The 21,178-nt window shown below is 63.6% G+C and carries 21 protein-coding genes; 11 read left to right on the top strand and 10 right to left on the bottom strand.

Annotated elements, in window-relative coordinates; genetic code table 11:
- The first annotated feature begins 53 nt into the window (after nucleotides 1–53).
- Nucleotides 54–1,622, top strand: a complete 1,569-nt coding sequence (locus tag AAD018_RS15435) for a hypothetical protein (RefSeq protein ID WP_367315280.1) — start codon at nucleotides 54–56, stop codon at nucleotides 1,620–1,622.
- Nucleotides 1,623–1,681: 59 nt separating this feature from the next.
- Here the strand turns inward: AAD018_RS15435 and AAD018_RS15430 are convergent, their stop codons facing one another.
- The 3 genes from AAD018_RS15430 to AAD018_RS15420 all read right to left on the bottom strand — a co-directional run bounded on the left by AAD018_RS15430 (nucleotide 1,682) and on the right by AAD018_RS15420 (nucleotide 5,420).
- Nucleotides 1,682–2,482, bottom strand: coding sequence for a metallophosphoesterase family protein (locus AAD018_RS15430; protein ID WP_367315281.1), 801 nt, complete (start codon nucleotides 2,480–2,482; stop codon nucleotides 1,682–1,684).
- 79 nt (nucleotides 2,483–2,561) lie between these two features.
- Complete coding sequence (gene serA / locus AAD018_RS15425; RefSeq protein WP_367315282.1) at nucleotides 2,562–4,157, bottom strand: phosphoglycerate dehydrogenase; 1,596 nt, start codon at nucleotides 4,155–4,157, stop codon at nucleotides 2,562–2,564.
- 111 nt (nucleotides 4,158–4,268) lie between these two features.
- The gene (locus tag AAD018_RS15420; protein WP_367315283.1) at nucleotides 4,269–5,420 is read right to left on the bottom strand and encodes a phosphoserine transaminase; all 1,152 of its coding nucleotides are present in this window, start codon (nucleotides 5,418–5,420) and stop codon (nucleotides 4,269–4,271) included.
- 252 nt (nucleotides 5,421–5,672) lie between these two features.
- Between AAD018_RS15420 and serB the strand changes: the two genes are divergently transcribed.
- The gene (gene serB, locus AAD018_RS15415) at nucleotides 5,673–6,545 is read left to right on the top strand and encodes a phosphoserine phosphatase SerB (RefSeq protein ID WP_367315284.1); all 873 of its coding nucleotides are present in this window, start codon (nucleotides 5,673–5,675) and stop codon (nucleotides 6,543–6,545) included.
- On the opposite strand, the gene AAD018_RS15410 is transcribed toward serB, so the two are convergent.
- Nucleotides 6,546–7,529 (bottom strand): asparaginase, encoded by a 984-nt coding sequence (locus tag AAD018_RS15410; RefSeq protein WP_367315285.1) that lies wholly within the window; start codon nucleotides 7,527–7,529, stop codon nucleotides 6,546–6,548.
- 180 nt (nucleotides 7,530–7,709) lie between these two features.
- Between AAD018_RS15410 and AAD018_RS15405 the strand changes: the two genes are divergently transcribed.
- The 3 genes from AAD018_RS15405 to AAD018_RS15395 all read left to right on the top strand — a co-directional run bounded on the left by AAD018_RS15405 (nucleotide 7,710) and on the right by AAD018_RS15395 (nucleotide 9,762).
- Nucleotides 7,710–8,240, top strand: coding sequence for an invasion associated locus B family protein (locus AAD018_RS15405; protein WP_412005291.1), 531 nt, complete (start codon nucleotides 7,710–7,712; stop codon nucleotides 8,238–8,240).
- A gap of 112 nt (nucleotides 8,241–8,352) precedes the next feature.
- Nucleotides 8,353–9,525, top strand: a complete 1,173-nt coding sequence (gene rlmN / locus AAD018_RS15400) for a dual-specificity RNA methyltransferase RlmN (RefSeq protein ID WP_367315286.1) — start codon at nucleotides 8,353–8,355, stop codon at nucleotides 9,523–9,525.
- Between the two features lie 45 nt (nucleotides 9,526–9,570).
- Nucleotides 9,571–9,762: a hypothetical protein gene (locus tag AAD018_RS15395; RefSeq protein WP_367315287.1), complete on the top strand. Its 192-nt coding sequence runs from the start codon at nucleotides 9,571–9,573 to the stop codon at nucleotides 9,760–9,762.
- A gap of 4 nt (nucleotides 9,763–9,766) precedes the next feature.
- Here the strand turns inward: AAD018_RS15395 and AAD018_RS15390 are convergent, their stop codons facing one another.
- A complete protein-coding gene (locus tag AAD018_RS15390; protein ID WP_367315289.1) occupies nucleotides 9,767–10,612 on the bottom strand; it encodes an LOG family protein in 846 nt (281 codons plus the stop codon).
- Between the two features lie 92 nt (nucleotides 10,613–10,704).
- Between AAD018_RS15390 and dapD the strand changes: the two genes are divergently transcribed.
- From dapD to rnr, 5 genes are all read left to right on the top strand, one after another.
- Nucleotides 10,705–11,529 (top strand): 2,3,4,5-tetrahydropyridine-2,6-dicarboxylate N-succinyltransferase, encoded by an 825-nt coding sequence (gene dapD / locus AAD018_RS15385; RefSeq protein WP_367315290.1) that lies wholly within the window; start codon nucleotides 10,705–10,707, stop codon nucleotides 11,527–11,529.
- 564 nt (nucleotides 11,530–12,093) lie between these two features.
- Nucleotides 12,094–12,339, top strand: coding sequence for a GlsB/YeaQ/YmgE family stress response membrane protein (locus tag AAD018_RS15380; protein ID WP_367315291.1), 246 nt, complete (start codon nucleotides 12,094–12,096; stop codon nucleotides 12,337–12,339).
- Nucleotides 12,340–12,377: 38 nt separating this feature from the next.
- On the top strand, nucleotides 12,378–12,698 hold the full coding sequence (locus AAD018_RS15375; protein ID WP_367315292.1) for a hypothetical protein: 321 nt from the start codon (nucleotides 12,378–12,380) through the stop codon (nucleotides 12,696–12,698).
- Nucleotides 12,691–13,830: a succinyl-diaminopimelate desuccinylase gene (gene dapE, locus AAD018_RS15370; RefSeq protein WP_367315293.1), complete on the top strand. Its 1,140-nt coding sequence runs from the start codon at nucleotides 12,691–12,693 to the stop codon at nucleotides 13,828–13,830. The genes AAD018_RS15375 and dapE overlap by 8 nt, the downstream gene beginning before the upstream one ends.
- Nucleotides 13,831–13,891: 61 nt before the next feature.
- On the top strand, nucleotides 13,892–16,147 hold the full coding sequence (rnr, locus tag AAD018_RS15365) for a ribonuclease R (RefSeq protein ID WP_367315294.1): 2,256 nt from the start codon (nucleotides 13,892–13,894) through the stop codon (nucleotides 16,145–16,147).
- Here the strand turns inward: rnr and AAD018_RS15360 are convergent.
- Nucleotides 16,144–16,488, bottom strand: a complete 345-nt coding sequence (locus AAD018_RS15360; protein ID WP_367315295.1) for a hypothetical protein — start codon at nucleotides 16,486–16,488, stop codon at nucleotides 16,144–16,146. The two genes, rnr and AAD018_RS15360, sit on opposite strands and share 4 nt — an antisense overlap.
- Before the next feature lie 139 nt (nucleotides 16,489–16,627).
- On the opposite strand from AAD018_RS15360, the gene AAD018_RS15355 reads away from it, so the two are divergent.
- Complete coding sequence (locus AAD018_RS15355) at nucleotides 16,628–17,971, top strand: lytic murein transglycosylase (RefSeq protein WP_367315296.1); 1,344 nt, start codon at nucleotides 16,628–16,630, stop codon at nucleotides 17,969–17,971.
- A 3-nt stretch (nucleotides 17,972–17,974) separates the two neighbouring features.
- On the opposite strand, the gene AAD018_RS15350 is transcribed toward AAD018_RS15355, so the two are convergent.
- The 4 genes from AAD018_RS15350 to AAD018_RS15335 are packed head-to-tail and all read right to left on the bottom strand — an operon-like array spanning nucleotide 17,975 to nucleotide 21,174.
- Entirely contained in the window at nucleotides 17,975–18,829 is an 855-nt protein-coding gene (locus tag AAD018_RS15350) for a class I SAM-dependent methyltransferase (RefSeq protein ID WP_367315297.1), read from the bottom strand.
- A gap of 19 nt (nucleotides 18,830–18,848) precedes the next feature.
- Complete coding sequence (locus AAD018_RS15345; RefSeq protein ID WP_367315298.1) at nucleotides 18,849–19,319, bottom strand: hypothetical protein; 471 nt, start codon at nucleotides 19,317–19,319, stop codon at nucleotides 18,849–18,851.
- Nucleotides 19,316–19,828 (bottom strand): RNA pyrophosphohydrolase, encoded by a 513-nt coding sequence (locus AAD018_RS15340; protein WP_367315299.1) that lies wholly within the window; start codon nucleotides 19,826–19,828, stop codon nucleotides 19,316–19,318. The genes AAD018_RS15345 and AAD018_RS15340 overlap by 4 nt, the downstream gene beginning before the upstream one ends.
- The gene (locus tag AAD018_RS15335) at nucleotides 19,828–21,174 is read right to left on the bottom strand and encodes a S41 family peptidase (RefSeq protein WP_367315300.1); all 1,347 of its coding nucleotides are present in this window, start codon (nucleotides 21,172–21,174) and stop codon (nucleotides 19,828–19,830) included. The genes AAD018_RS15340 and AAD018_RS15335 overlap by 1 nt, the downstream gene beginning before the upstream one ends.
- Nucleotides 21,175–21,178: the final 4 nt, after the last annotated feature.

The following is a 21,178-nucleotide window of genomic DNA, read 5'->3' as shown; positions in this document are numbered from 1 at the left end:
AAACGGCCCTTGCGCCTTGCCCGTATCGCAAAAGCCGTGCCACGGTCACACCCATGGTAGCGCTAAATGACTTCAACCCCCTCAGCCCGGCAGAAGAGCGGCTCGTCGCGGTAGCCGAACTGCCCGAACGCGCGACGGTCGGCAGCGGCGATCGCCCCAGTGAGGCAACGCCTGAAAACACCGTCCGCGCCGATCTCATCCGTTACCTCCTGCTGGAGGACGAGGCCCTGCACGACAAAGGTCTGCGTCTGCGCGGCGCCTGGATCACCGGACCGCTCGATCTGCAAGGATGCGACATCGCGCGCGATCTGACGCTCAGCCATTGCCACCTGACCGAGGCGATCACGCTGATCAACACGCGCCTGCGCGGCCTTCACCTGTCCGCCTGTTCGCTCAAGGCACTGGCAGCGGACAATGCCAACTTCTCAGGCTCGCTTTACCTGAGATCGGGCACCGAGGTTTTCGGAGAGATCAGCCTCGCAGGCGCCCGGATCGCGGGTGACATGCAGTGTTGCGACGTCACCCTGCGTCCGGGCGAGCAGGATGCCATCTTCGCCCCCTCCCTGCGCGTCGACGGGTCGGTCTTTCTGGGCAATTACCCCTACTCCGAAGGTCTGACCTCGCTTACCGCCGAAGGCACGCTGTTCCTCTCCTCCGCCCGGATCGAGCATGATTGCTTCGTTTCGAACACCGCGATCTCTCTATCGCCAAACGTCATCGATACCGGGGTCTTCGCCCCGACCGAAGAGCATGGCCGCACCATCGCGCTCAGCCTCGCGCGCGCCCAGATCGGCGGGATCCTCTACTTTCAGGACAACCAGATCGGCTCCGGCGGCGTCGTCAATCTGGCCGGGGCCGACGTCCGCCGTCTCAAGGACGAACCGACCGGACCGGGCGCCAACTATCCCATCCGCCTTGATGGTTTCCGCTATACCGACTTCTCCCGCCGGGCCGACCTGTCGCTGAAAGCGCGTCTCGACTGGCTCGAACGTCGCCCCGACGATCTGCCCTTCGTCGCCCAACCCTACGAGCAGTTGGCTCAAGTCCTCACTTCCCTAGGTCACCGCGACGATGCGAGAACCGTCCTGCTGCGCAAGGAGCGTCTCCTGCGTGCCGAAGACCGCCAGCAACTGCGCCGCGAGAAAGGGATCACGCCGCGTTACCTCGCTTCCGTAATCTCGGACGCAGCGCTCGATCTGACGGTCGCCTACGGATACCGGCCCAGCCGTTCGGTGCTCTTCGCCGTGCTGCTGATCCTTGCCCTCGGCCTCTTTTTCGACGCGACATGGAGAGCGGGCGACATGACGCCCAATTCGGCCCCGATCCTGACCTCCGCCGCCTGGATCGAGGCGACCGAAGCGCATCCCGAAGGCCCCGCGCTCGTCTGGTCGCAACCCGGTGAGGCCGGACAGGACTGGGAAAGCTTCAGCGCCTTCGCCTATGCCGCAGATCTGGTGATCCCGCTGGTCGCCTTCGGACAAGAGGACGCCTGGGCCCCGTCCACCTCTCGCTCGCCTCTGGGCCGGATCGGCTGGTGGCTGCGATGGTTCGCCAAGGGAGCGGGCTGGATCGTGACAGCGCTTGCCGCCGCGGCAGTAACCGGAGTGATCCGGCGGGAGTAGGTTTGTGCTGGGCGGTGAGGGCAGCGTAGCCCGCGCCGGTTACGAGGCATCAAGGTCTGCTATGCTGGCCCCAACGAACGCCGTCCATCGGGCCAGAGCGTAAAGACCGACCCGTCCTCGAACACGGCCGGGACGAGCCGATTGCCATAGCCCGCCCCGGCATCGAGATTGACCCGATTGCCGTAATGCTCGGGCGCATCCAGCGCCGTGTGACCGTGAACGACAAGCCTGCCGTGATCCCGGTCATCCTCCAGCCAACCGTCGCGGATCCAGAGAAGATCGTCTTCCTCCTGCTCGTCCAGCGGAACGCCGGGACGGAGGCCCGCATGGACAAAAAGCAGATCGCCTGCCTCGTGCCAAAGCGGAAGCGTAGAGAGAAAATTCAGATGAGCCTCAGGCACAGCCTCGCGGGCGGCGAGGATCACCTCCTGATCGGACAACTGGCCCCGATCGGTCCACCAGGACATGAACGTCTCGACATCCTTGCCCTGCGGTGACCGAAAGGTCGGAAAATCCGGCCCTCCAACGCCATAAGAGCGCAGCGTGGTGGTCCCTCCAAGCCTCGGGTTCATCCAGCTCAGCCCCGATTTGATACGGTCATCATGCTGAATGCCTTGGGTGACAAAACGCAGGAACATCCGGTCATGATTGCCCATGACGAACCGCCAGTTCCGCCCCTCGGTTTGGCCCGCGATCAACCGCTCCAGCACCCCTTTGCTGTCCGGCCCCCGATCCGTGTAGTCGCCCAGAAAGACAACCTCCGCCTCGGGTCCCCCATCGTCCTCGATCAGCGCCAGCGCACGGTCGAGCTGCTCGGAAAAGCCGTGGATATCGCCGATGGCATAGATGGGTTGGGTCATGGCTGCCTCGGTCGATCCTGCACCCGCCGGTAGCTAACGCGAAGCGTGCCACCGGCGAGGGTTTTCTTGGGTTGCGCCGTCAGACGACGTCGAAGGAGAGCGGTTTGATCTGCCGGAATAGCTCCGTCGCACCCAGCTTTTCCATGACGGGGGCGGGCACCGGATCATCGACATAAAGAAGCGCGATCGCCTCGCCGCCCCGATCCGACCGGCCCAGCGTGAAGTTCGCGATATTCACCCCGTTCTCGCCCATCGTGTGACCCAAAGCGCCGATGATCCCGGGCTCATCATTGTTGGTGGTATAAAGCATATGCCGCCCGATCTCGGCATCGATATTGATGCCCTTGATCTGGATGAACCGCGGCTTGCCGTCCGAAAAGACGGTCCCACCGACGCTGCGCTCGCGCTGCCCGGTGACGACCGTGACCTTGATATAGCCCTCGAAAGCACCGGACTGATCCTGCGTGGTGGTCGAGATCGCGATACCGCGCTCCTTGGCGATGACCGGGGCCGAGACCATGTTCACGTCCGGATTCACCCGCTTCATGATCCCGGCGATAACAGCCGAGGTCAGCGCCTCGAGGTTCATGGCCGAGACCTCTCCATCATAAAGGATATTCACCGCCTCTATGGGCTCGTCGGTCATCTGGCCGGTGAAGTTGCCCAGATGCTCGGCCAACTTCAGCCACGGCCCCATGATCTTGGCTTCCTCGGCGGTCACGGACGGCATGTTCAGCGCATTGGTCACAGCCCCCGTCAGCAGATAATCCGACATCTGCTCGGCCACCTGAAGGGCGACATTTTCCTGCGCCTCTGTGGTGGCTGCTCCCAAATGCGGGGTGACGACGACATTCGGCAAGTTAAAAAGCGGTGACTCGGTTGCCGGCTCGACAGCGAAGACATCAAAGGCGGCACCAGCAACATGGCCGGATTTGAGCGCTTCGGCTAGCGCCTCCTCATCGACCAGCCCACCGCGCGCGCAGTTCACGATCCGAACGCCGGGCTTGAGCTTGGCGATATTCTCGCGGCTCAGGACGTTTCTGGTCTGATCGGTCAGCGGCACATGCAGCGTGATGAAGTCGGAGCGCCCCAGCAGCTCGTCAAGCTCGACCTTTTCGACGCCCATCTTATCGGCCTTTTCCTGGCCGAGGAACGGGTCATAGGCGATGACCTTCATCTTCAGACCCTTCGCGCGATCGCAGACAATCGAGCCGATATTGCCTGCACCTATGACGCCCAGCGTCTTGCCGGTCAGCTCCACGCCCATAAAGCGCGACTTCTCCCATTTGCCCGCATGGGTCGACGCATTGGCTTCGGGGATCTGCCGGGCCACGGCCATCATCATCGAGATCGCGTGTTCAGCCGTGGTGATCATGTTGCCGAAAGGCGTATTCATCACAATGATTCCGGCCTTCGAGGCCGCTTCGCGGTCGACATTGTCGACCCCGATCCCGGCACGTCCGATCACCTTGAGGTTCTTGGCCTTCTCGATCAGCTTCGCGGTCGCCTTGGTGGCCGAACGGATGGCGAGGCCGTCATAGTCGCCGATAATCTCGGCGAGTTTCTCCTTGTCCTTGCCCAGTTCGGGCATGAAATCCACGTCGACGCCGCGATCGCGGAAGATTTGGACGGCGGTTTCGCTAAGCTTGTCGGAGACGAGTACTTTGGGGGACATGATGTCATCCTCATGGAAAGACGGTCCCGCAGGAGGCAGGATTTTCTAGAAAATCCTGAAAGACAAAATCTTCTAGAAGATTTTGCCTCCTGCTGAGACCGTGGAAAAGGGTTAGGCGGCTTGGGCTTGCGCTGAGATCTCGGCGTCGAAGGCCCATTCGATCCAAGGCAAAAGCGCCTCGATATCTGAGGTTTCGACAGTCGCGCCGCACCAGATCCTGAGACCCGGAGGAGCATCGCGATATCCGCCGATATCCAATGCCACGCCTTCGGCCTCGAGCCGTTTGGCAACGGCCTTGGCAAAAGCGGCGCCGTCGGCGATCCTTGGATCGGTGAACTTCAGGCAAACCGAGGTGTTCGACCGGGTCGCGGGATCGGAGGCGAGATTGGCGATCCAATCGCGGCTCTCGCAGAAGTCCCAGACCGCCTGCGCATTCGCATCCGCACGCGCTTTTAGCGCAGGCAGGCCGCCGATGGATTTCGCCCAGGCCAGCGCCTGCAGGTAATCTTCGACGCAGAGCATCGACGGCGTGTTGATCGTCGCGCCTTCGAAGATCCCCTCGATCAGTTTGCCGCCCTTCGTCAGGCGGAAGATCTTGGGCAGCGGCCAAGGCGGGGTGTAACTTTCAAGCCGTTCAACGGCGCGCGGGCTCAGGATCAGCATGCCGTGTGCCGCTTCTCCACCCATGACCTTCTGCCAAGAGAACGTCGTCACATCGAGCTTGTCCCAAGGCAGATCCTGCGCGAAGGCCGCCGAGGTCGCATCGCAGAGCGTCAAGCCCGCGCGGTCCGCCGAGATCACGTCGCCCGACGGGACCTTTACACCCGACGTCGTCCCGTTCCAGGTGAAGCAGACGTCCTTGTCCCAGTCGACTGCTGCCAGATCGACGATCTCGCCATATTCAGCCACGGTCGTTTTGCAATCGAGCTTGAGCTGCTTGACCGCATCCGTCACCCAGCCCGAGCCGAAGCTTTCCCAGGCCAGCATCTCGACTGGTCGCGCGCCCAGCATCGTCCACATCGCCATCTCGTAGGCGCCGGTATCGGAGGCCGGCACGATGCCGATGCGGTACTCGGCGGGCACGCCAAGGATCTCTCGCGTCGTTTCGATCGCCGCCTTCAGCTTGGATTTGCCGATGCTGGCGCGGTGCGAGCGTCCGAGGGGCGCATCGGACAGGCTGTCCAGCGTGAATGTCGGGGGTTTGGCGCAGGGGCCGGAGGAAAAGCGCGGGTTTTCCGGCCGCGCGGTCGGTTGAGTCGTCATCTGAATGGTATCCTTACAGATATGCGCCCTTCGTTGGGGAAGGGTGTCCCGCTGACGGAGGTAGCGGCTCAAGGCCTATCCGGCAACCCGTCATGGGCTGGCTTTTTCGGTTTTATCGGATCGGTATTTCATGGTCCCGACCGGTCCAGGTGGATGGCGGTCGTTGGATTTGCATATTTATGACAAGATGAAGAGACGCCTTGCACATCCTGCCTCTGACCGGCTTCTTGCGGGAAAGAGGAGAGGTGCCCGATGCCCATCATCAATTTGATCGCTGCGCCCGGTGGGCTGGAGCGACCGCTGGTTGAAAACCTGCGCAATGCCTGGGGCGGAGGAGAGGTCGTCTGGCTGTCGGACGCGCAGGCGGCGGAATTCGGCATGCCTGCGACCCCGGATAATCTGGGCCACGTGCGGGCCGAGCTGGATCTTCTGGGGATCGACCTCAATCAAGTCCCCGAGGCCGGTCGCCGCAAGCGGCTTTTGCTGGCCGATATGGATTCGACGATGATCGAGCAGGAATGCATCGACGAGCTGGCCGATGAAGCGGGCGTCGGCGCGCAGGTGGCTGAGATCACAGCGCGGGCCATGAACGGTGAGCTGAACTTCGAGGAGGCGCTCCGCGACCGGGTTGCCCTCCTGAAGGATCTTCAGGCCGATGTGATCGGGCAGGTTCTGGAGAGCCGCATCACCGAGCGGGCCGGCGGGCGCACGCTGGTTGCGACGATGAAGGCGAACGGCGCTTATTCTGCGCTGGTCTCCGGCGGATTCACCGCTTTCGCCTCTTCTGTCGCGGCCAGTCTCGGGTTCGATGAGGCGCGCGCAAATACGCTCGCCGAAAATAGCGGGCGGCTGACCGGAGAGGTTGTTCCTCCGATTCTGGGACGGGACGCGAAGGTCTCTGCCCTGCTGGAGCTGACCGAGCGGCATGGGATCACACCGGGTGATGCCATGGCGATCGGCGATGGGGCCAACGATCTGGGCATGCTGGATCTGGCCGGGATGGGCGTGGCCGTTCATGCAAAGCCTTCCGTGGCGCAGGCCTGCGATCTGCGCATCCATCACGGTGATCTGACCGCCCTTCTGTTTTTGCAGGGCTATGCGGCGTCGGACTTTGCCCCCGGGTGATCAGTGCAGCGGCTTGGCTGCGCGGATATACCCGGTGACGAGATCCCGTCGATTGCGGATCGGCGCATCGAGATAGAGCAAAGCTGCCGGGTCCGCCTGATCCAGAACCCCGAGACGGATCAGCATGGCGGTGATTGCCGCTTCCGCCGCGCGGGTGGCCCCGTCTGTGATCTTCAGCGCGATGCCCAGCTTTTGCTTCGGCAGGATAGCGGTAAAGACGCCTTCGGCGCCGGTCTTGACCGCGACACCCCGCATCGCCCGCATCAGGGCGGTGCAGGCGCGACCTTCCCCGGCGACGAGGTCTGGATGGGCGATCATCGCCTCGACCAGGCGCGCCTGCGCCTTGGCCCTCGCGCCGCTATGCGCGTTGGCACTTGCAAAAACCGCCATCGCGCGCGCAAGACCGCGGACCGTGGTCGCAAAGTTCGGCGCGGAGCACCCGTCGATGGCAAAGCCGGGGCTGGTCTCTCCGGTTGTCTCCTCGAAAGCCTCCAGAATGCGCCGCTGTACCGGATGGTCCGGATCGATATAGTCCGGGCCCGCGCCCATGGCCTGACCGAGGGCGAGAAAGCCCGCATGTTTGCCAGAGCAGTTGTTGTGGATCTGACCCGGCATCCCCGAGCTGCGGATCAGTGCGGTCCGCGCCGCGCGGTCGGCGGGATCTTGCGGACCGCATAGCAGCGCCTCCTCGCTCAGCCCCAGATCGGAGAGCCAGTGCGCGACCCGCTCGGTATGGATTGCCGCCCCCTGATGGGAGGCGCAGGCCAGCGCGAGCCGTTCGGTGGTCAGACCGGAGACGCCTTCCTCCAAGAGAGGAACGGCCTGCAGCATCTTACAGCTTGATCGGGGATAGATCGTCGCTTCCGGATCGCCCCAGCTTTCGACAAGGGATCCGTCGGGCCGGCAGATGGCGATATGGCCCAGATGCACACTCTCGACGCGGTCTCCGCGCCAGATTTCGATCAGTCGCTCCGGCTGTGTCATCGGCTCTCCCTTGCCTCTCGCCCGTTTTTGCTCATCATTCTGCACCGACGGGTCTTTTCGTATCCTGTATTTTCTTGGTAGGACCCACCTGATCAGAACGAAAGGGGGTCCGCCTGTGCAAAAGACAGCCAACAAGGCGCGCGGCACCACCCGGCACAAGGGCAGCATGGAGACTGACAGATGAAGATCGCAACGATCCTGACGGGGTTAACGATGACGATGGTGGCCGGATCGCTGGCCGCGCAGGACACCGCCGAATCCGAAAACCGGGTGTCGGCCAATACCGACTGGAGCGTGTTCGAGGATAACGAGCCGCGCGAATGCTGGGCGGTCTCGGCGCCGAAGGAAACGGTGAATACGCGCGACGGAAACGTCGTCGAGGTGCGCCGCGGCGATATCCTGCTGATGGTGTTTAACCGGCCGGCCCAGAACGTGACCGGGCAGCTGGCCTTTACCGGCGGCTATCCTTTCGCGGGCGGCTCGACTGTGACGCTCGATATCGGCGGGACGGAGTTCGAGCTCTTTACCGAAGGCGAATGGGCCTGGCCGACAACGCCGGAAGAGGATGCGCAGATCATCGCCGCGCTCAAGCGCGGATCGCAGGCGGTGCTGACCGCCCGGTCCGGACGCGGCACGCAGACCCAGGACACGTTTTCCCTTCTTGGATTTACGGCCGCCGTGGACGACGCGACCGCCCGCTGCACCGGCTGACCGGACAGGACCGGGGGCCAGCCCCCGGACCCCCGGGATATTTGACAGGCAAAGACGGTTGGGACTTTGCCCTATTGTCCTTATATAAGCGCGATTCCCGATGGAGAGCGCCATGGCCGATGCGCCGATCACCCAAGATGTTCTGACGATCCCCCGCAAGCTGCCGGAGGGGCCTCAGAACCTTGTGGGTCTGACACGGAACGCCCTGCGCGAGACTTTGATCGAGGCGGGGACACCCGAAAAGCAGGCCCGCATGCGCGCGGGGCAAATCTGGCAGTGGATTTACGCCAAGGGCGCGCGTGACTTTGACGCGATGACCAACCTCGCCAAGCCCTATCGCGCCATGCTGGCCGAGCGGTTCGTCATCGCCGTCCCCGAAGTGACCAAGCGGGACGTCAGTGCCGACGGCACCCGCAAATACCTTGTCCGCATCGCGGGCGGTCACGAGGTTGAGGTCGTCTACATCCCCGAGGAGGGGCGCGGCACGCTTTGCATTTCCTCGCAGGTCGGCTGCACGCTGACCTGTTCGTTCTGCCATACCGGCACGCAAAAGCTGGTCCGCAACCTGACCGCCGGAGAGATCATCGGCCAAGTCATGGTCGCCCGGGACGATCTGGGCGAATGGCCCGAACCCGGCGCCCCTAAGGACGAGACGCGGCTGTTGTCGAATATAGTCCTGATGGGCATGGGCGAGCCGCTCTATAATTTCGAGGCGGTACGCGATGCGATGAAGATCGCGATGGACCCTGAAGGGATCTCCCTGTCGCGCCGCCGTATCACGCTGTCGACCTCGGGCGTTGTGCCCGAGATCGCCCGCACCGCGGATGAGATCGGCTGCATGCTGGCCGTCAGCTTTCACGCCACCACCGACGAGGTGCGCGACAAGCTGGTCCCGATCAACAAGCGCTGGCCGATTGCCGATCTTCTCGATGCCCTGCACGCCTATCCCAAGGCCAGCAATTCCGAGCGGATCACCTTCGAATATGTCATGCTCGACGGAATCAACGACAGTGACGAGGATGCGCGCCGTCTGATTAAGCTGATCAAGGGCATTCCGGCCAAGATCAATCTGATTCCATTCAACGAATGGCCCGGTGCACCTTACAAGCGCTCTTCCTGGAGCCGGATCCAGGCCTTTGCCGATATCGTCTACAAGGCAGGCTATGCCGCCCCGATCCGCACGCCGCGCGGCGAGGATATCATGGCCGCCTGCGGGCAGCTCAAATCCGCGACCGAACGGGCGCGTAAATCCCGTGCCGAGATCGCGGCAGAGACGGGGCTCTGAGCGCCGTTAACTTCGTTTCAAGACGAATCGCGACAGGGTGACGTCATGCAGACACTCACCGTTCAGTTCCAGATTTCCGCCCCCATGGAAGAGGCCCTGCGCCTCGCCGCTTGGGAAGACGATACCAGCGTCGCCGATATCATGCGCCAGGCCATCGGCCGCGATATCCGGCGCCGCAAGCAAATGCAGCAGGCCGCACTCAGGCGACAATTGCAGAAAGAGGATATGACAGCCTGAGGGACTAGCGGTCCGGGATCGTCTCGCGCTTTTCGCCCGCGCCTTCCCAGTTCTCCATCGCCTCAAGCGCATCTTCGGCCGTCTCGACAAACTTGAAAAGATCGAGATCGGCCACCGCAATCGTGCCCGCCTCGCACAGCGCCTCCCAATTGACGATCCGCTCCCAGAACGCGCGTCCGAACAGCAGGACCGGCACCCGCTGCATCCGCCCGGTCTGGATCAGCGTGAGACATTCGAAAAGTTCGTCCAGCGTGCCGAACCCGCCCGGAAAGACGCAAACGGCCGCCGCGCGCATCAGGAAATGCATCTTGCGGATCGCAAAGTAGTGGAAATTGAAACTCAGCTCCGGCGTCACATACCCGTTCGGCGCCTGCTCATGCGGCAGCACAATCCCAAGCCCGACAGACCGCCCGCCCGCATCCATGGCCCCGCGATTGCCCGCCTCCATAACGCCGGGACCGCCGCCCGTGACGATCACATTCTCCGTTCCGCCGGTTTTCATCGACGCTTCGGTCACGAGCTGTGCGAACCGCCGCGCCTCGGCATAATGCGCGCTTAACTCGGCCAGCGTTTCGGTCCGCGCCTCGCCCTTCCGCGCAGGCTCCGGGATCCGAGCCCCGCCGAACAGCACCACCGTCGACTGGATGCCCGCCGCATCGAGCAAAAGCTCCGGTTTCAGCAGTTCAAGCTGCAACCGCACTGGCCGCAACTCAGGCCGGCACAGGAAATCCTCATCCGTAAAGGCCAGCTGATAGGTCGGAGAAAGCGTCTGCGGCGTCTGCGGAACCTGCGTGGAGGCCTCCCGATCTTCCTCGCTATGGCGCAAAGGGTGGCGGCGGTCGTCTTTCATCTGAGGTCCTTCAAAGCGGCTTCGTTGCGCTGGCGCGAGACCCTCACTATAGCTCGCCCAACCCCATGGCCACCCGCGAAAGAGAGCCCCCGATGTCAAATGCCGATCTGGAAACCGCAATCGAGGCTGCCTGGGAGGCACGCGCCGATATCACCCCCGCCACGACGGGCGAAACCCGCGACGCGATCGAGGATACTCTAAACGCCCTCGATAGCGGCAAGCTCCGCGTCGCTGAAAAGCAGGGCGGCGACTGGCATGTAAACCAATGGGCCAAAAAAGCCGTCCTCCTGGGCTTTCGCATTAAGGATATAGAGCATCAGCCCGGCGGTCCCCAAAATGGTGGCTGGTGGGACAAGGTCGACAGCAAGTTTGCAGGCTGGGGCGACAATACCTGGCGCGCCGCGGGCTTCCGCGCCGTGCCCAATTGCGTCGTCCGCAAATCCGCCTATATCGCGCCCGGCGTCGTTTTGATGCCGTCTTTCGTCAATCTCGGGGCCTATGTGGACGAGGGCACGATGGTTGACACATGGGCCACCGTCGGCTCCTGCGCTCAGATTGGCAAGAACGTGCATCTGTCGGGCGGCGTCGGTATCGGCGGCGTGCTCGAACCCATGCAGGCGGGCCCCACGATCATCGAGGATAACTGCTTCATCGGCGCCCGCTCCGAGGTTGTCGAAGGCTGCATCGTCCGCGAAGGCTCCGTTCTGGGGATGGGCGTCTTCATTGGCCAGTCGACCAAGATCGTCGACCGCGACACCGGCACCGTCAGCTATGGCGAAGTCCCCGCGGGATCCGTCGTCGTCGCAGGCTCGATGCCGTCGAAGAACGGCGTGCATCTTTACTGCGCGGTTATCGTCAAACGCGTGGACGAAAGAACCCGCTCGAAGACCTCGATCAACGAGCTTTTAAGAGACTGACAGGCTCCGGCATCACCACCGGCCGAACCGCCCCGGTGATGTCCTCCAAAAGCAAGGCACCGTGCACTACTTTGCCGCGGTAGCCGTTACCTTACGACCCGCCCTAGTTGGTCTCCCGGCCCACCATTTCCCCTGATCCCGTCGGATTAACCTTGTCACCGATTAACCTTAATGCGCGGTCTCTTCATCGAGTCTCGCTCCTCTTCATCTCGTCAAAAATACTCAAGTCCGCCGCTTTCAAACCAAAGACACGCCCGGTCTTCTGGCCCGCCCGCCGCCGGGTCCAAGCAACCCCCCACACGATCTCGCAATGAAAGCCTTTCACCAGACCCTCTACCCACATCCATTAACCCTAAACCGCGTTAACCTTAACGCTCCTCCTGCAGCCCGGGCGGATCCCTTTCATCGGGCCAAAAATATGCAAATCCAGACCCATCAGCCCCAAACTCCGCCCGCAAGACAAAGTCGACACGCCCCGGCCAGGACCCGACCAACGCCGCTCGGCGGGAACCCCCTTCACGCTTCCGTGTTACCCCACAGAAGGTTAACACGGAGACAAACCTAATGGGACTTGGCCTTATCGCATCTATCATCGTCGGCGGCCTCGCCGGATGGATCGCCAGTATGATCATGAAGGCCGACACGGGCCTCATTCTCAATATCGGCCTCGGGATCCTCGGTGCATTCACCCTGAACCTGATCCTCAGCCTCATCGGCATCTATGCTGCCAACAGCTGGATCCCGCAGCTTTTCGTCGGCATCATCGGCGCCTGCCTCCTGATCTTCGGCTATCGCAAGATCAAAAGCTGACCCTTCCGTCCGCTCCCGCCACGGGCTAGGAAACGGGCATGAAAGACGGTAGCAAGCAAAAGGTCTTCACCCTTCTGGTGGAGGTCGGCCGCAAGGACGGTGACGGTCTGCCCAAGGGCACGACCGGCGCCGCCCTGATGTGCTACGCCACCGGTATCGACGAGGCGGAAGCCGTCCGCGAAACCGTCGCGATCCTCAAACAGGCCGACATGGCCCCCCTCGACGTCTCCGGCTACGGCACGCGAGAGGAACGTCTCGCCGAAGGCCACGACATCCCCGACGAGGAGCTTGCCCTGATGGATCGCGCCTTGGCCGAAAACGCCGTCATCGTCGCGCAGATGACCCCCTTCCATGACTGACCCCGTCGCGCTTACCGCCGATCTTGTCCGCTGCGCCTCCGTCACGCCCGAGGAGGGCGGCGCGCTGCAATTGCTCGAGGCCCGCCTCACCGAGGCAGGCTTCACCTGCACCCGCATCGATCGCAACGGCACGCCTAATCTTTTTGCCCGTTGGGGCGCAAAAGGCGCCACCCGAACCTTCGGCTTCAACGGCCATACCGACGTGGTTCCCATCGGCGATGCTGCCGCCTGGACCGCCGATCCTTTCGGCGCCGAGATCCGCGACGGATGGCTTTATGGACGCGGCGCAACCGACATGAAATCGGGCGTTGCCGCCTTCGCCGCCGCCGCGATTGACCTTGTCACGGAAACTCCGCCCGGCGGAGCCATCATCCTGACCATCACCGGCGACGAGGAAGGCCCGGCCACCGACGGCACCACCGCGATCCTCGACTGGATGGCCCAGCAAGGTGAGGCCATGATCTCCTGCCTCGTCGGAGAGCCGACCTGCCCCGACGAGATGGGCGAGATGATGAAGATCGGACGCCGCGGCTCTCTCACGGCCCATATCAAAGCCAAAGGACAGCAAGGCCACGCCGCCTACCCGCACCGTGCGCTCAACCCGCTCCCCGCGCTTGTCCGCCTGCTCGACCGCCTCGCCAGCGAAGAGCTCGACACAGGCAGCGACCATTTCGACGCCAGCACGCTTGCCATCGTCACCGTCGATACCGGCAATCCGGCAACCAACGTGATCCCCGCCGAAGCCCGCGCGACGCTCAATATCCGCTTCAACGATCTGCACAGCGGCGCCTCCCTCACCGAATGGCTGATGGAAGAGGGCGAAGCCGTCACCGATGAAAGCGGCGTGTCCCTCGACATCGAGATCAAGATCTCCGGCGAAAGCTTCCTGACGCCCCCCGGCCCCCTCACCGATCTGGTCGCAAAGGCCGTCGAGGCCGAAACAGGCCGCCGCCCGGTCCTTTCGACCTCCGGCGGCACATCGGATGCGCGTTTCGTCAAGGATCACTGCCCGGTCGTGGAATTCGGCCTCGTCGGCCACCGCATGCATGCGGTCGACGAACGCGTCCGCGTCGAGCAGATCGAGCAGCTCAAGGCGGTCTATACCCGCATTCTGCGCGATTACTTCGCCTGAGCCGATCCAGACCAATCTATTTCACGATGACCCGTCCGGCACCGCATGTTAGGGCAAGCGCATGACACAGATCCCGACGCGCGATCAGATCCTCCAGTGGATCTCGGACAACCCCACCCAAACCTCCAAGCGCGACATCGCCAAAGCCTTCGGGATCAAGGGCGCCGCCCGCATCGATCTCAAGAAGATCCTGCGCACGCTCGAAGATGAGGGTCATCTGGAAAAGCGCCGCCGCAGCTTCCGCGATCCCGACAAGCTCCCGCCCGTATCCGTCCTGCAAGTCACCGGCCCCGACACCGAAGGCGATCTGATAGCCCGCCCCCTCGAATGGGAGGGAGAAGGCCCCGAGCCGCGCGTCCTCCTCATTCCCCGCCGCTCCGATCCTGCGCTGGGCGCAGGCGACCGTATCCTTGCCCGCCTGACCGAGCTGCGCGGCGAAGATCCCGCCTATGAGGCGCGCCTCATTCGCCGCATCGGCACCAACCCCCAGCGCATCCTCGGCATCTTTCGCAAAGGCGACGAGGGCGGCCGCATCGTCCCCATCGACAAGGGCGCCGACAAGCAATGGACTGTTCCCCCCGGCGCCACCCATGGCGCGAAGGATGGCGAACTGGTCGAAGCCGAGCAATCGGGCCCCAAGGGCCGCATGGGTCTGCCCAAAGCGCGCATCACCGACCGGCTGGGCGATCCTTCTGCGCCCAAGGCGGTCTCGCTTATCGCGATCCACCAGCACGGCATCCCGGACCATTTCCCCGACGCGGTGATCGCCGAGGCCGACGCCATGGAGCCTGCTGGCCTGGAGGGCCGCGAGGATCTCCGCGATCTGCCGCTCATCACCATCGACCCGTCCGACGCCCGCGACCACGACGATGCCTGCTTCGCCCAGCCCGACGACGACCCCAAGAACGAGGGTGGCCACCTCATTTGGGTCGCCATCGCCGATGTCGCCCACTACGTCCGCCCCAGCACCGCGCTTGACCGCGAGGCGCGCAAGCGCGGCAACTCCACCTACTTCCCCGACCGCGTCGTGCCCATGCTGCCCGATCGCCTATCCGGCGATCTCTGCTCGCTGCATGAAGGCGTTCCCCGCGCCTGTATCGCCGTGCGCATGACCGTCGATGCGCAAGGCACGCTCATCGCCTCGACATTCACCCGCGGCCTGATGAAATCCCCCGCCTCGCTCCACTACGAAGAAGTGCAGGCCGCCATCGACGGCACCCCGAACGACCGAACCGGGCCGCTTCTGGATCCGGTCCTCAAACCGCTCTACGCCGCCTACGCCACCCTCAAGAAAGCCCGCGCGTCCCGCCAGCCGCTCGAGCTTGACCTGCCCGAACGCCAGATTGTCCTGACCGACGAGGGAGAGGTCGCCTCCGTCAACTTCAAGGATCGCCTCGACGCGCACCGCATGATCGAGGAGTTCATGGTCCTCGCCAATGTCGCTGCCGCCAAGACACTCGTCAAAAAGCGCAGCCCGCTGCTGTTTCGCGTCCACGAAGAACCCAGTCCCGAAAAGCTCGACGCGCTACGCGAGACGGCCCAGGCCTCGGGCTTCCAGCTCGCCAAAGGGCAGGTGCTCAAGACCGCGCATCTCAACCGCTTGCTCGATCAGGCCGCGGGCTCCCAGCATGCGGAGCTCATCAATCTCTCGACACTCCGTTCGATGACGCAGGCCTATTACAGCCCCGAGAATTTCGGCCATTTCGGCCTCGCCCTGCAATCCTACGCGCATTTCACCTCGCCGATCCGGCGCTATGCCGACCTGATCGTCCATCGCGCACTGATCTCGGCGCATGGCTGGGGCGAGGATGGTCTCACGCCCGAGGATATCGACCAGCTCGACCAGACCGCGCAGCAGATCTCGGACACCGAGCGGCGCTCCATGATGGCCGAGCGCGACACGACCGACCGCTATCTCGCCAGCTATCTCGCCGACCGCGTCGGAGCCGAGATGACAGGCCGGATCAGCGGGATCGCCCGCTTCGGTATCTTCGTAAAGCTGGACGAAACCGGCGCCGACGGTCTTGTTCCCATCCGCGAGATTGGCCGCGAATACTTCCACCATGACGCCGAAAGCCAAACCCTCATGGGCGCCGATACCGGCCGCGTCATCGCGCTGGGCCAGAAAGCGCTGGTGCGCCTCTCCGAAGCGGTCCCAGTTACCGGCGGGCTGATGCTGGAGCTGCTCGAGCTGGACGATGCCAAGCTGCCCAAAGGCTCTGGCCCGTCACGAGGCAAACCGCCGCGCCGCAAGATCGCCTCGTCCAAGCGCCGCAAGGACAAAACGGCGCGCAAGGTCAAACGAACGCGGCGCTAGTCGTCCGCCTCGTCCATCTTGGATTTCACATCCTCGGCCCAGTCCTTTCCGGGATCGCCGCCCCATAAAAGCCAGGCGATGTACCCCGCCGACGGATCGTCATCATCGCCGAACCCGTCCGCATCCTTGTCGACCTCGTGGCGCGCGAAATAGCTCACCATCCGCTCGATCGTGTCGGAGCTCAGCCGTTCCCGGTTCTTCAGATCGCGCGCACGCGCGACACCGACATCCGTCCCGCCCCGGTCGAACTTATCGCGCAGCTCGAGCCCCTTCTCGCCCTGATCCGCAACCTCCTGCGGCGGGGTGAAATCGATGTGGTCATATTTCTGCGGTCTACTCATGAGCGTGGCCTCCTTGGGGGGTGCAATACGGCTCACCCCCTAGATGTTCCCCGCCCCGGGCAGAAAATCGCCCAAAAAGCGGCCTTATGACGCGAAGAAGATCTTCCCGGGATTCATCATTTCAGGTAGTCTGACGCTCATGAGGAACACAGAGCAGCTTCGCCGCGCGATCCGCCGCGCCACCCTCCCACTCGCCCTGATCTCGGGGGCCGGGGCCGCCGTCGCGACCCCTGTCGCGCAGTCGCCCAGGCCCGAGGCGCGGCCCGCGGTGGTCGTGCTAGCCAGTTCGCTCAGGCCGCAATCCCGCCCCGCCGACGTCAGCCCATCGCAGGAGGCGCCCGTGACCCTCGCCCAGGCCACATCGAACGAGGCGTTCAACCGCTGGATCCGCGACTTCCGGACCCGCGCCCAGGCGCAGGGCATCACCGACGCAACGCTTAGCAATGCCTTCTCGGATATCCGTTACAATGCCGACGTCATCCGCCGCGACCGCAACCAATCGGAGTTCACCAAAACGCTGTGGGACTATCTCGACAGTGCGGTCTCCGACAGCCGCGTCAGCAATGGCAAGGCCGCCTTGCGCGAACACGCTGCCATCCTAGACGAGATCGAAGCCCGTTACGGAGTCGAAAAAGAGGTCGTCGTCGCCGTCTGGGGCCTCGAAAGTGCCTATGGCGAAGTGCGCGGCGACACCCCGATCATTGGCGCACTGGCCACGCTTGCCTTCGACGGACGTCGAGGATCGTTCTTTGAAAGCCAGCTCGTCGCAGCGCTCGAGATTCTGCAGAACGGCGACACCACCCCGCAGAACATGACCGGCAGCTGGGCGGGCGCCATGGGCCACACGCAGTTCATCCCGACCTCCTACCTGTCCTACGCCGTCGATTTCCGCAGCGACGGACGGCGCGACATCTGGTCGGACGATCCGACCGACGCGCTCGCCTCCACCGCCGCCTATCTCAAGAATTTCGGCTGGGTTCAGGGCCAGCCCTGGGGCGTCGAGGTGCGCGTCCCCGACGGCTTCGACTACACTCAGGCCAGCCGCAAGATCACCCGCAGTCCTGCCCAATGGGCGGCCGATGGCGTCGTCGCCATGAACGGCCAGCCCGTGCCAGACCACGGAAGCGCCTCGATCCTGCTCCCGGCCGGAGCGCAAGGCGCGGCCTTCATGATCTTCAAGAATTTTGAGGTGATCGAGCGCTACAACACCGCCGACGCCTATGTGATCGGCGTCGGCCATCTCAGCGACCGCATCGCGGGCAAGGCGCCGATCCAGGCCAGCTGGCCGCGCGGCGACCGCGCGCTTCGCTTTGCCGAACGAGAAGAGCTGCAGCGGCGGCTGACCCGCGCCGGGTTCTCGACCCAGGGTGTCGACGGCCGGATCGGCCCGAACACAATCGACGCGATCCGCAGCTATCAGCGCGCGAACGGGCTCGTGCCCGACGGCTATGCCTCGCTCAGGCTGCTTGAGCGGCTGCGCTAGGCGTCAGGCCCGCTCCAGTCGCATCATCAGATAGCGGTTATGTTCGCAAAAGGCCTCGGCCGACCGGGTCTGCTCCATCAGGCGGACCCGCAGCCTCTCGCGCTTACGCTCTGACATCACCAGCCGCAAAGCGCGGTTCAGCAGCCAGCGCTGCGCCGGTTTGACCTCGGACAGCTCCCTGTCGATCCGCTCGACCGCGCCGCCGACCACGTTGAACAAAGCCTGCTCGATCTCCACCGACGGGGCGACCGCCTCGGTGATGTCGCTCTCATGGACGACCTTCAGCGGCAGCCCCTCCAGTGTCTCGCGAAACGCCCCGATCCGATGCCCGCCGCCCACCTTTGCGCGCGTCTTGTCGACCGTGTACCCCTCGTTGCGAAAGCAATCCGAGACGATGATCCGCCCCTCCGGTCCCAGCAGCGTCAGACATTTACTCAGCCCCTGATCCAGCGGAATATACTGAAAACTTTCGGAAAAAAGGCACAGATCGAAGGGGCCTTCAACATTGGCCTCCTCAAACTTCGCCTCGTGAACCACCGCCCCCGGCGCATTTGTCCGGCACCGCTCCGCCAAAAGAGGCGAGGGCACCACGATCTCGACCCGATGGCCCAAAGCGATCAGCTTTCCCGCCGTCTCTCCGGCGCCGCCGCCGATATCGAGGATCCGCAAAGGCCCCTTGGGCAGCAGCGAAAAAAGTCGCTCGGTATAGGCCGCCTGCGCCGGTCCCAGATTGGCTGCGCAAACGTCGATCCCGTCCCACAGCCCGTAATGCATGTCCTCGCGGCCCGTCAGCCAGCGGATAAGGCCCAGACCGGCATCCAGCCCGATGGCCTGCGTGTCGAGTTTTGTCTTGGTCATGGAACTCCGCCGGATCTGCCTAGGAACATCCTCCGTCTACACAGTCCAACAGCGTTTGTCGCATAGCTTCATCCGGTTGCCCGAAGGCAGATCCGCCGCACGGCGTCGCGTCCAGAACCAGCCTGTCGTCATCGACCCTCAGGAACGCGATCAGCGGCACATCCGGCTCGATCCCGCCGCACCAGGGACCGGCGCAAGTGATGGCCAGCGTGACCTCAGTCTCGACCTCGGTCGTGAACCCATCCGTATTCAGCGCCATCCCCTCGAAGCGGGCCGGCAGCTCCGCCCCTTCCGGCGCCTGCCCCGTTTCTGCGAAAGACGGGGCCTTCTTGCTGTCAAAGGCAAAGGTGCCTTCGACCACGTGATAGGTCTCCTCGCTTGCGGCCGCCTGCTCATAGGCATCCTCAAGCGTGACCTGCATGCAACTCAGCGCCGCCGCCTCTCCTGCGATCATCGCGCAGCCCGCGGCCATCATGGATCGAAGTCTCATCGGCTCTCTCCTGTTTTGGCAATCTGTTCGATCCGCTCGCCGAAGGTTTCCAGAACCGTCGCGTAGACCTCGCGCTTGAACGGCACGATCATATCCACCAGATCCTCCGGATCTGCCCATTTCCAGGTCGAGAATTCCGGCTCCTTCGTCTCGATATTGACGTGGTGATCCTCGCCGCGAAACTCAAGCAGCAGCCATTTCTGCCGCTGCCCGCGATACTTGCCGCCCCATAGGGTCGGGACAAGCTCCTCGGGCAGATCGTAATGGACCCAATCGTCGATCTCGGCGCTCAGGACGACGAGATCGGAGGAGATCCCGGTCTCTTCTTCCAGCTCGCGCAAGGCGGCCAATTGCGGGCTTTCGCCCTCGTCGATCCCGCCTTGCGGCATCTGCCAGGCATCGGCAGAGTTGTCGCGCCTTTGCCCGACAAAGACCTTGCCGTCGCGGTTGACAACCGCGACGCCGACGCAATCCCGATAGGGAAGGCCGTCGACCCCGCCCCCCGGCATCACTCCGACCGCAGGGCGCTCAGCCCCTTGAGGATATCGATCGCGTAGGCCAGCTGGTAATCCTCCTCGCGCAGGGCAGCGGCATCTTCGGCCCGCGCCCGGTCTTCGAGGATCTGGTCCACCTGCTCGTCCGTCAGGCTGTCATTGTCGAGCGATCCGCGCAGATCCGCCTCGCCGCCCAAATTGCGGCGGTTGTCCTCTTCGGCCTCGTCTTCGGCTTCTTCCTCTTCGGTCGGAGGGGCGGGCCGGGGCTGCTCCACGATGATATCCGGCGAAATGCCCAGCGCCTGGATCGACCGCCCGGATGGCGTGTAATACCGCGCCGTCGTCAGCCGCATCGCGCCTTCGCCGCGCAGGGCCATGACGGTTTGCACCGATCCCTTGCCAAAGCTCTTGGTGCCGATGACGATGGCCCGCTCGTGATCCTGAAGCGCGCCCGCCACGATCTCGGATGCCGAGGCGGATCCGCCATTGATCAGCACCACGATGGGCTTGCCTTCGGCCAGATCGCCCGCCGTCGCATTGGCCCGGTCGCTATCGCGCGATCCGCGCCCACGGGTCGAGACGATTTCGCCTTCTTCCAGAAACGCGTCCGACACCTTGATCGCCTGATTGAGCAAACCGCCCGGATTGTTGCGCAGGTCCAGCACGATCCCGTTGATATTGTCGATCCCGCCCGCATCCTCGATCTGCTCTTCCAGACCGTCCTTCATGTTGGGATAGGTCTGTTCGTTGAACGTCGTCACGCGCAGCACCACCGTCTCGCCCTCGGTCCGGGCGCGGGCGGCGATCAGCGGGATCGTATCGCGGGTCAGCGACAGATCGAACGGCTCCTGCTCGCCTTCGCGCACGATTGTGATGACGATCTCGGACCCCTTAGGCCCCCGCATCAACTTGACCGCATCGTCCAGCGTCAGACCCAGCACGCTTTCCCCGTCGACAGCCGTGATGAAATCTCCAGCAAGAACACCCGCCGCATCCGCAGGCGTTCCATCAATCGGAGAGACGACTTTCACAAAGCCCTCCTCCTGCGTGACCTCGATGCCCAGACCGCCGAACTCGCCGCGCGTCTGAACCCGCATCGCATTGGCATCCTCCGGCGACAAGTAACTGGAATGCGGATCCAGCGAGGTGAGCATCCCGTCGATGGCGGCCTCGATCAGATCGCCTTCGTCCACCTCTTCCACATATTGGGCGCGGATTCGCTCGAAGATGTCGCCGAACAGATCCAGTTGCTCGTACACACTGTCAGAGCTGTCCTGTGCCAGCAGCGGCCCCGCCAGCTGGCTTGTGAGGGCAGCGCCTGCAATCGTGCCGGCAGCCGCCACCATCAGAACTTTTTTCATTCCA

Source organism: Aestuariibius insulae, from assembly GCF_040783535.2.
In the GTDB taxonomy this organism is placed as follows: domain Bacteria; phylum Pseudomonadota; class Alphaproteobacteria; order Rhodobacterales; family Rhodobacteraceae; genus Aestuariibius; species Aestuariibius insulae.
This window is presented reverse-complemented; position numbering and strand designations above follow the sequence as displayed.

Bases quoted from the DNA above. Each gene is read 5' to 3' on its own strand.
- AAD018_RS15435 (WP_367315280.1), top strand. From the start codon at position 54: ATGGTAGCGCTAAATGACTTCAACCCCCTCAGCCCGGCAGAAGAGCGG.
- AAD018_RS15430 (WP_367315281.1), bottom strand. From the start codon at position 2,482: ATGACCCAACCCATCTATGCCATCGGCGATATCCACGGCTTTTCCGAG.
- serA (WP_367315282.1), bottom strand. From the start codon at position 4,157: ATGTCCCCCAAAGTACTCGTCTCCGACAAGCTTAGCGAAACCGCCGTC.
- AAD018_RS15420 (WP_367315283.1), bottom strand. From the start codon at position 5,420: ATGACGACTCAACCGACCGCGCGGCCGGAAAACCCGCGCTTTTCCTCC.
- serB (WP_367315284.1), top strand. From the start codon at position 5,673: ATGCCCATCATCAATTTGATCGCTGCGCCCGGTGGGCTGGAGCGACCG.
- AAD018_RS15410 (WP_367315285.1), bottom strand. From the start codon at position 7,529: ATGACACAGCCGGAGCGACTGATCGAAATCTGGCGCGGAGACCGCGTC.
- AAD018_RS15405 (WP_412005291.1), top strand. From the start codon at position 7,710: ATGAAGATCGCAACGATCCTGACGGGGTTAACGATGACGATGGTGGCC.
- rlmN (WP_367315286.1), top strand. From the start codon at position 8,353: ATGGCCGATGCGCCGATCACCCAAGATGTTCTGACGATCCCCCGCAAG.
- AAD018_RS15395 (WP_367315287.1), top strand. From the start codon at position 9,571: ATGCAGACACTCACCGTTCAGTTCCAGATTTCCGCCCCCATGGAAGAG.
- AAD018_RS15390 (WP_367315289.1), bottom strand. From the start codon at position 10,612: ATGAAAGACGACCGCCGCCACCCTTTGCGCCATAGCGAGGAAGATCGG.
- dapD (WP_367315290.1), top strand. From the start codon at position 10,705: ATGTCAAATGCCGATCTGGAAACCGCAATCGAGGCTGCCTGGGAGGCA.
- AAD018_RS15380 (WP_367315291.1), top strand. From the start codon at position 12,094: ATGGGACTTGGCCTTATCGCATCTATCATCGTCGGCGGCCTCGCCGGA.
- AAD018_RS15375 (WP_367315292.1), top strand. From the start codon at position 12,378: ATGAAAGACGGTAGCAAGCAAAAGGTCTTCACCCTTCTGGTGGAGGTC.
- dapE (WP_367315293.1), top strand. From the start codon at position 12,691: ATGACTGACCCCGTCGCGCTTACCGCCGATCTTGTCCGCTGCGCCTCC.
- rnr (WP_367315294.1), top strand. From the start codon at position 13,892: ATGACACAGATCCCGACGCGCGATCAGATCCTCCAGTGGATCTCGGAC.
- AAD018_RS15360 (WP_367315295.1), bottom strand. From the start codon at position 16,488: ATGAGTAGACCGCAGAAATATGACCACATCGATTTCACCCCGCCGCAG.
- AAD018_RS15355 (WP_367315296.1), top strand. From the start codon at position 16,628: ATGAGGAACACAGAGCAGCTTCGCCGCGCGATCCGCCGCGCCACCCTC.
- AAD018_RS15350 (WP_367315297.1), bottom strand. From the start codon at position 18,829: ATGACCAAGACAAAACTCGACACGCAGGCCATCGGGCTGGATGCCGGT.
- AAD018_RS15345 (WP_367315298.1), bottom strand. From the start codon at position 19,319: ATGAGACTTCGATCCATGATGGCCGCGGGCTGCGCGATGATCGCAGGA.
- AAD018_RS15340 (WP_367315299.1), bottom strand. From the start codon at position 19,828: ATGCCGGGGGGCGGGGTCGACGGCCTTCCCTATCGGGATTGCGTCGGC.
- AAD018_RS15335 (WP_367315300.1), bottom strand. From the start codon at position 21,174: ATGAAAAAAGTTCTGATGGTGGCGGCTGCCGGCACGATTGCAGGCGCT.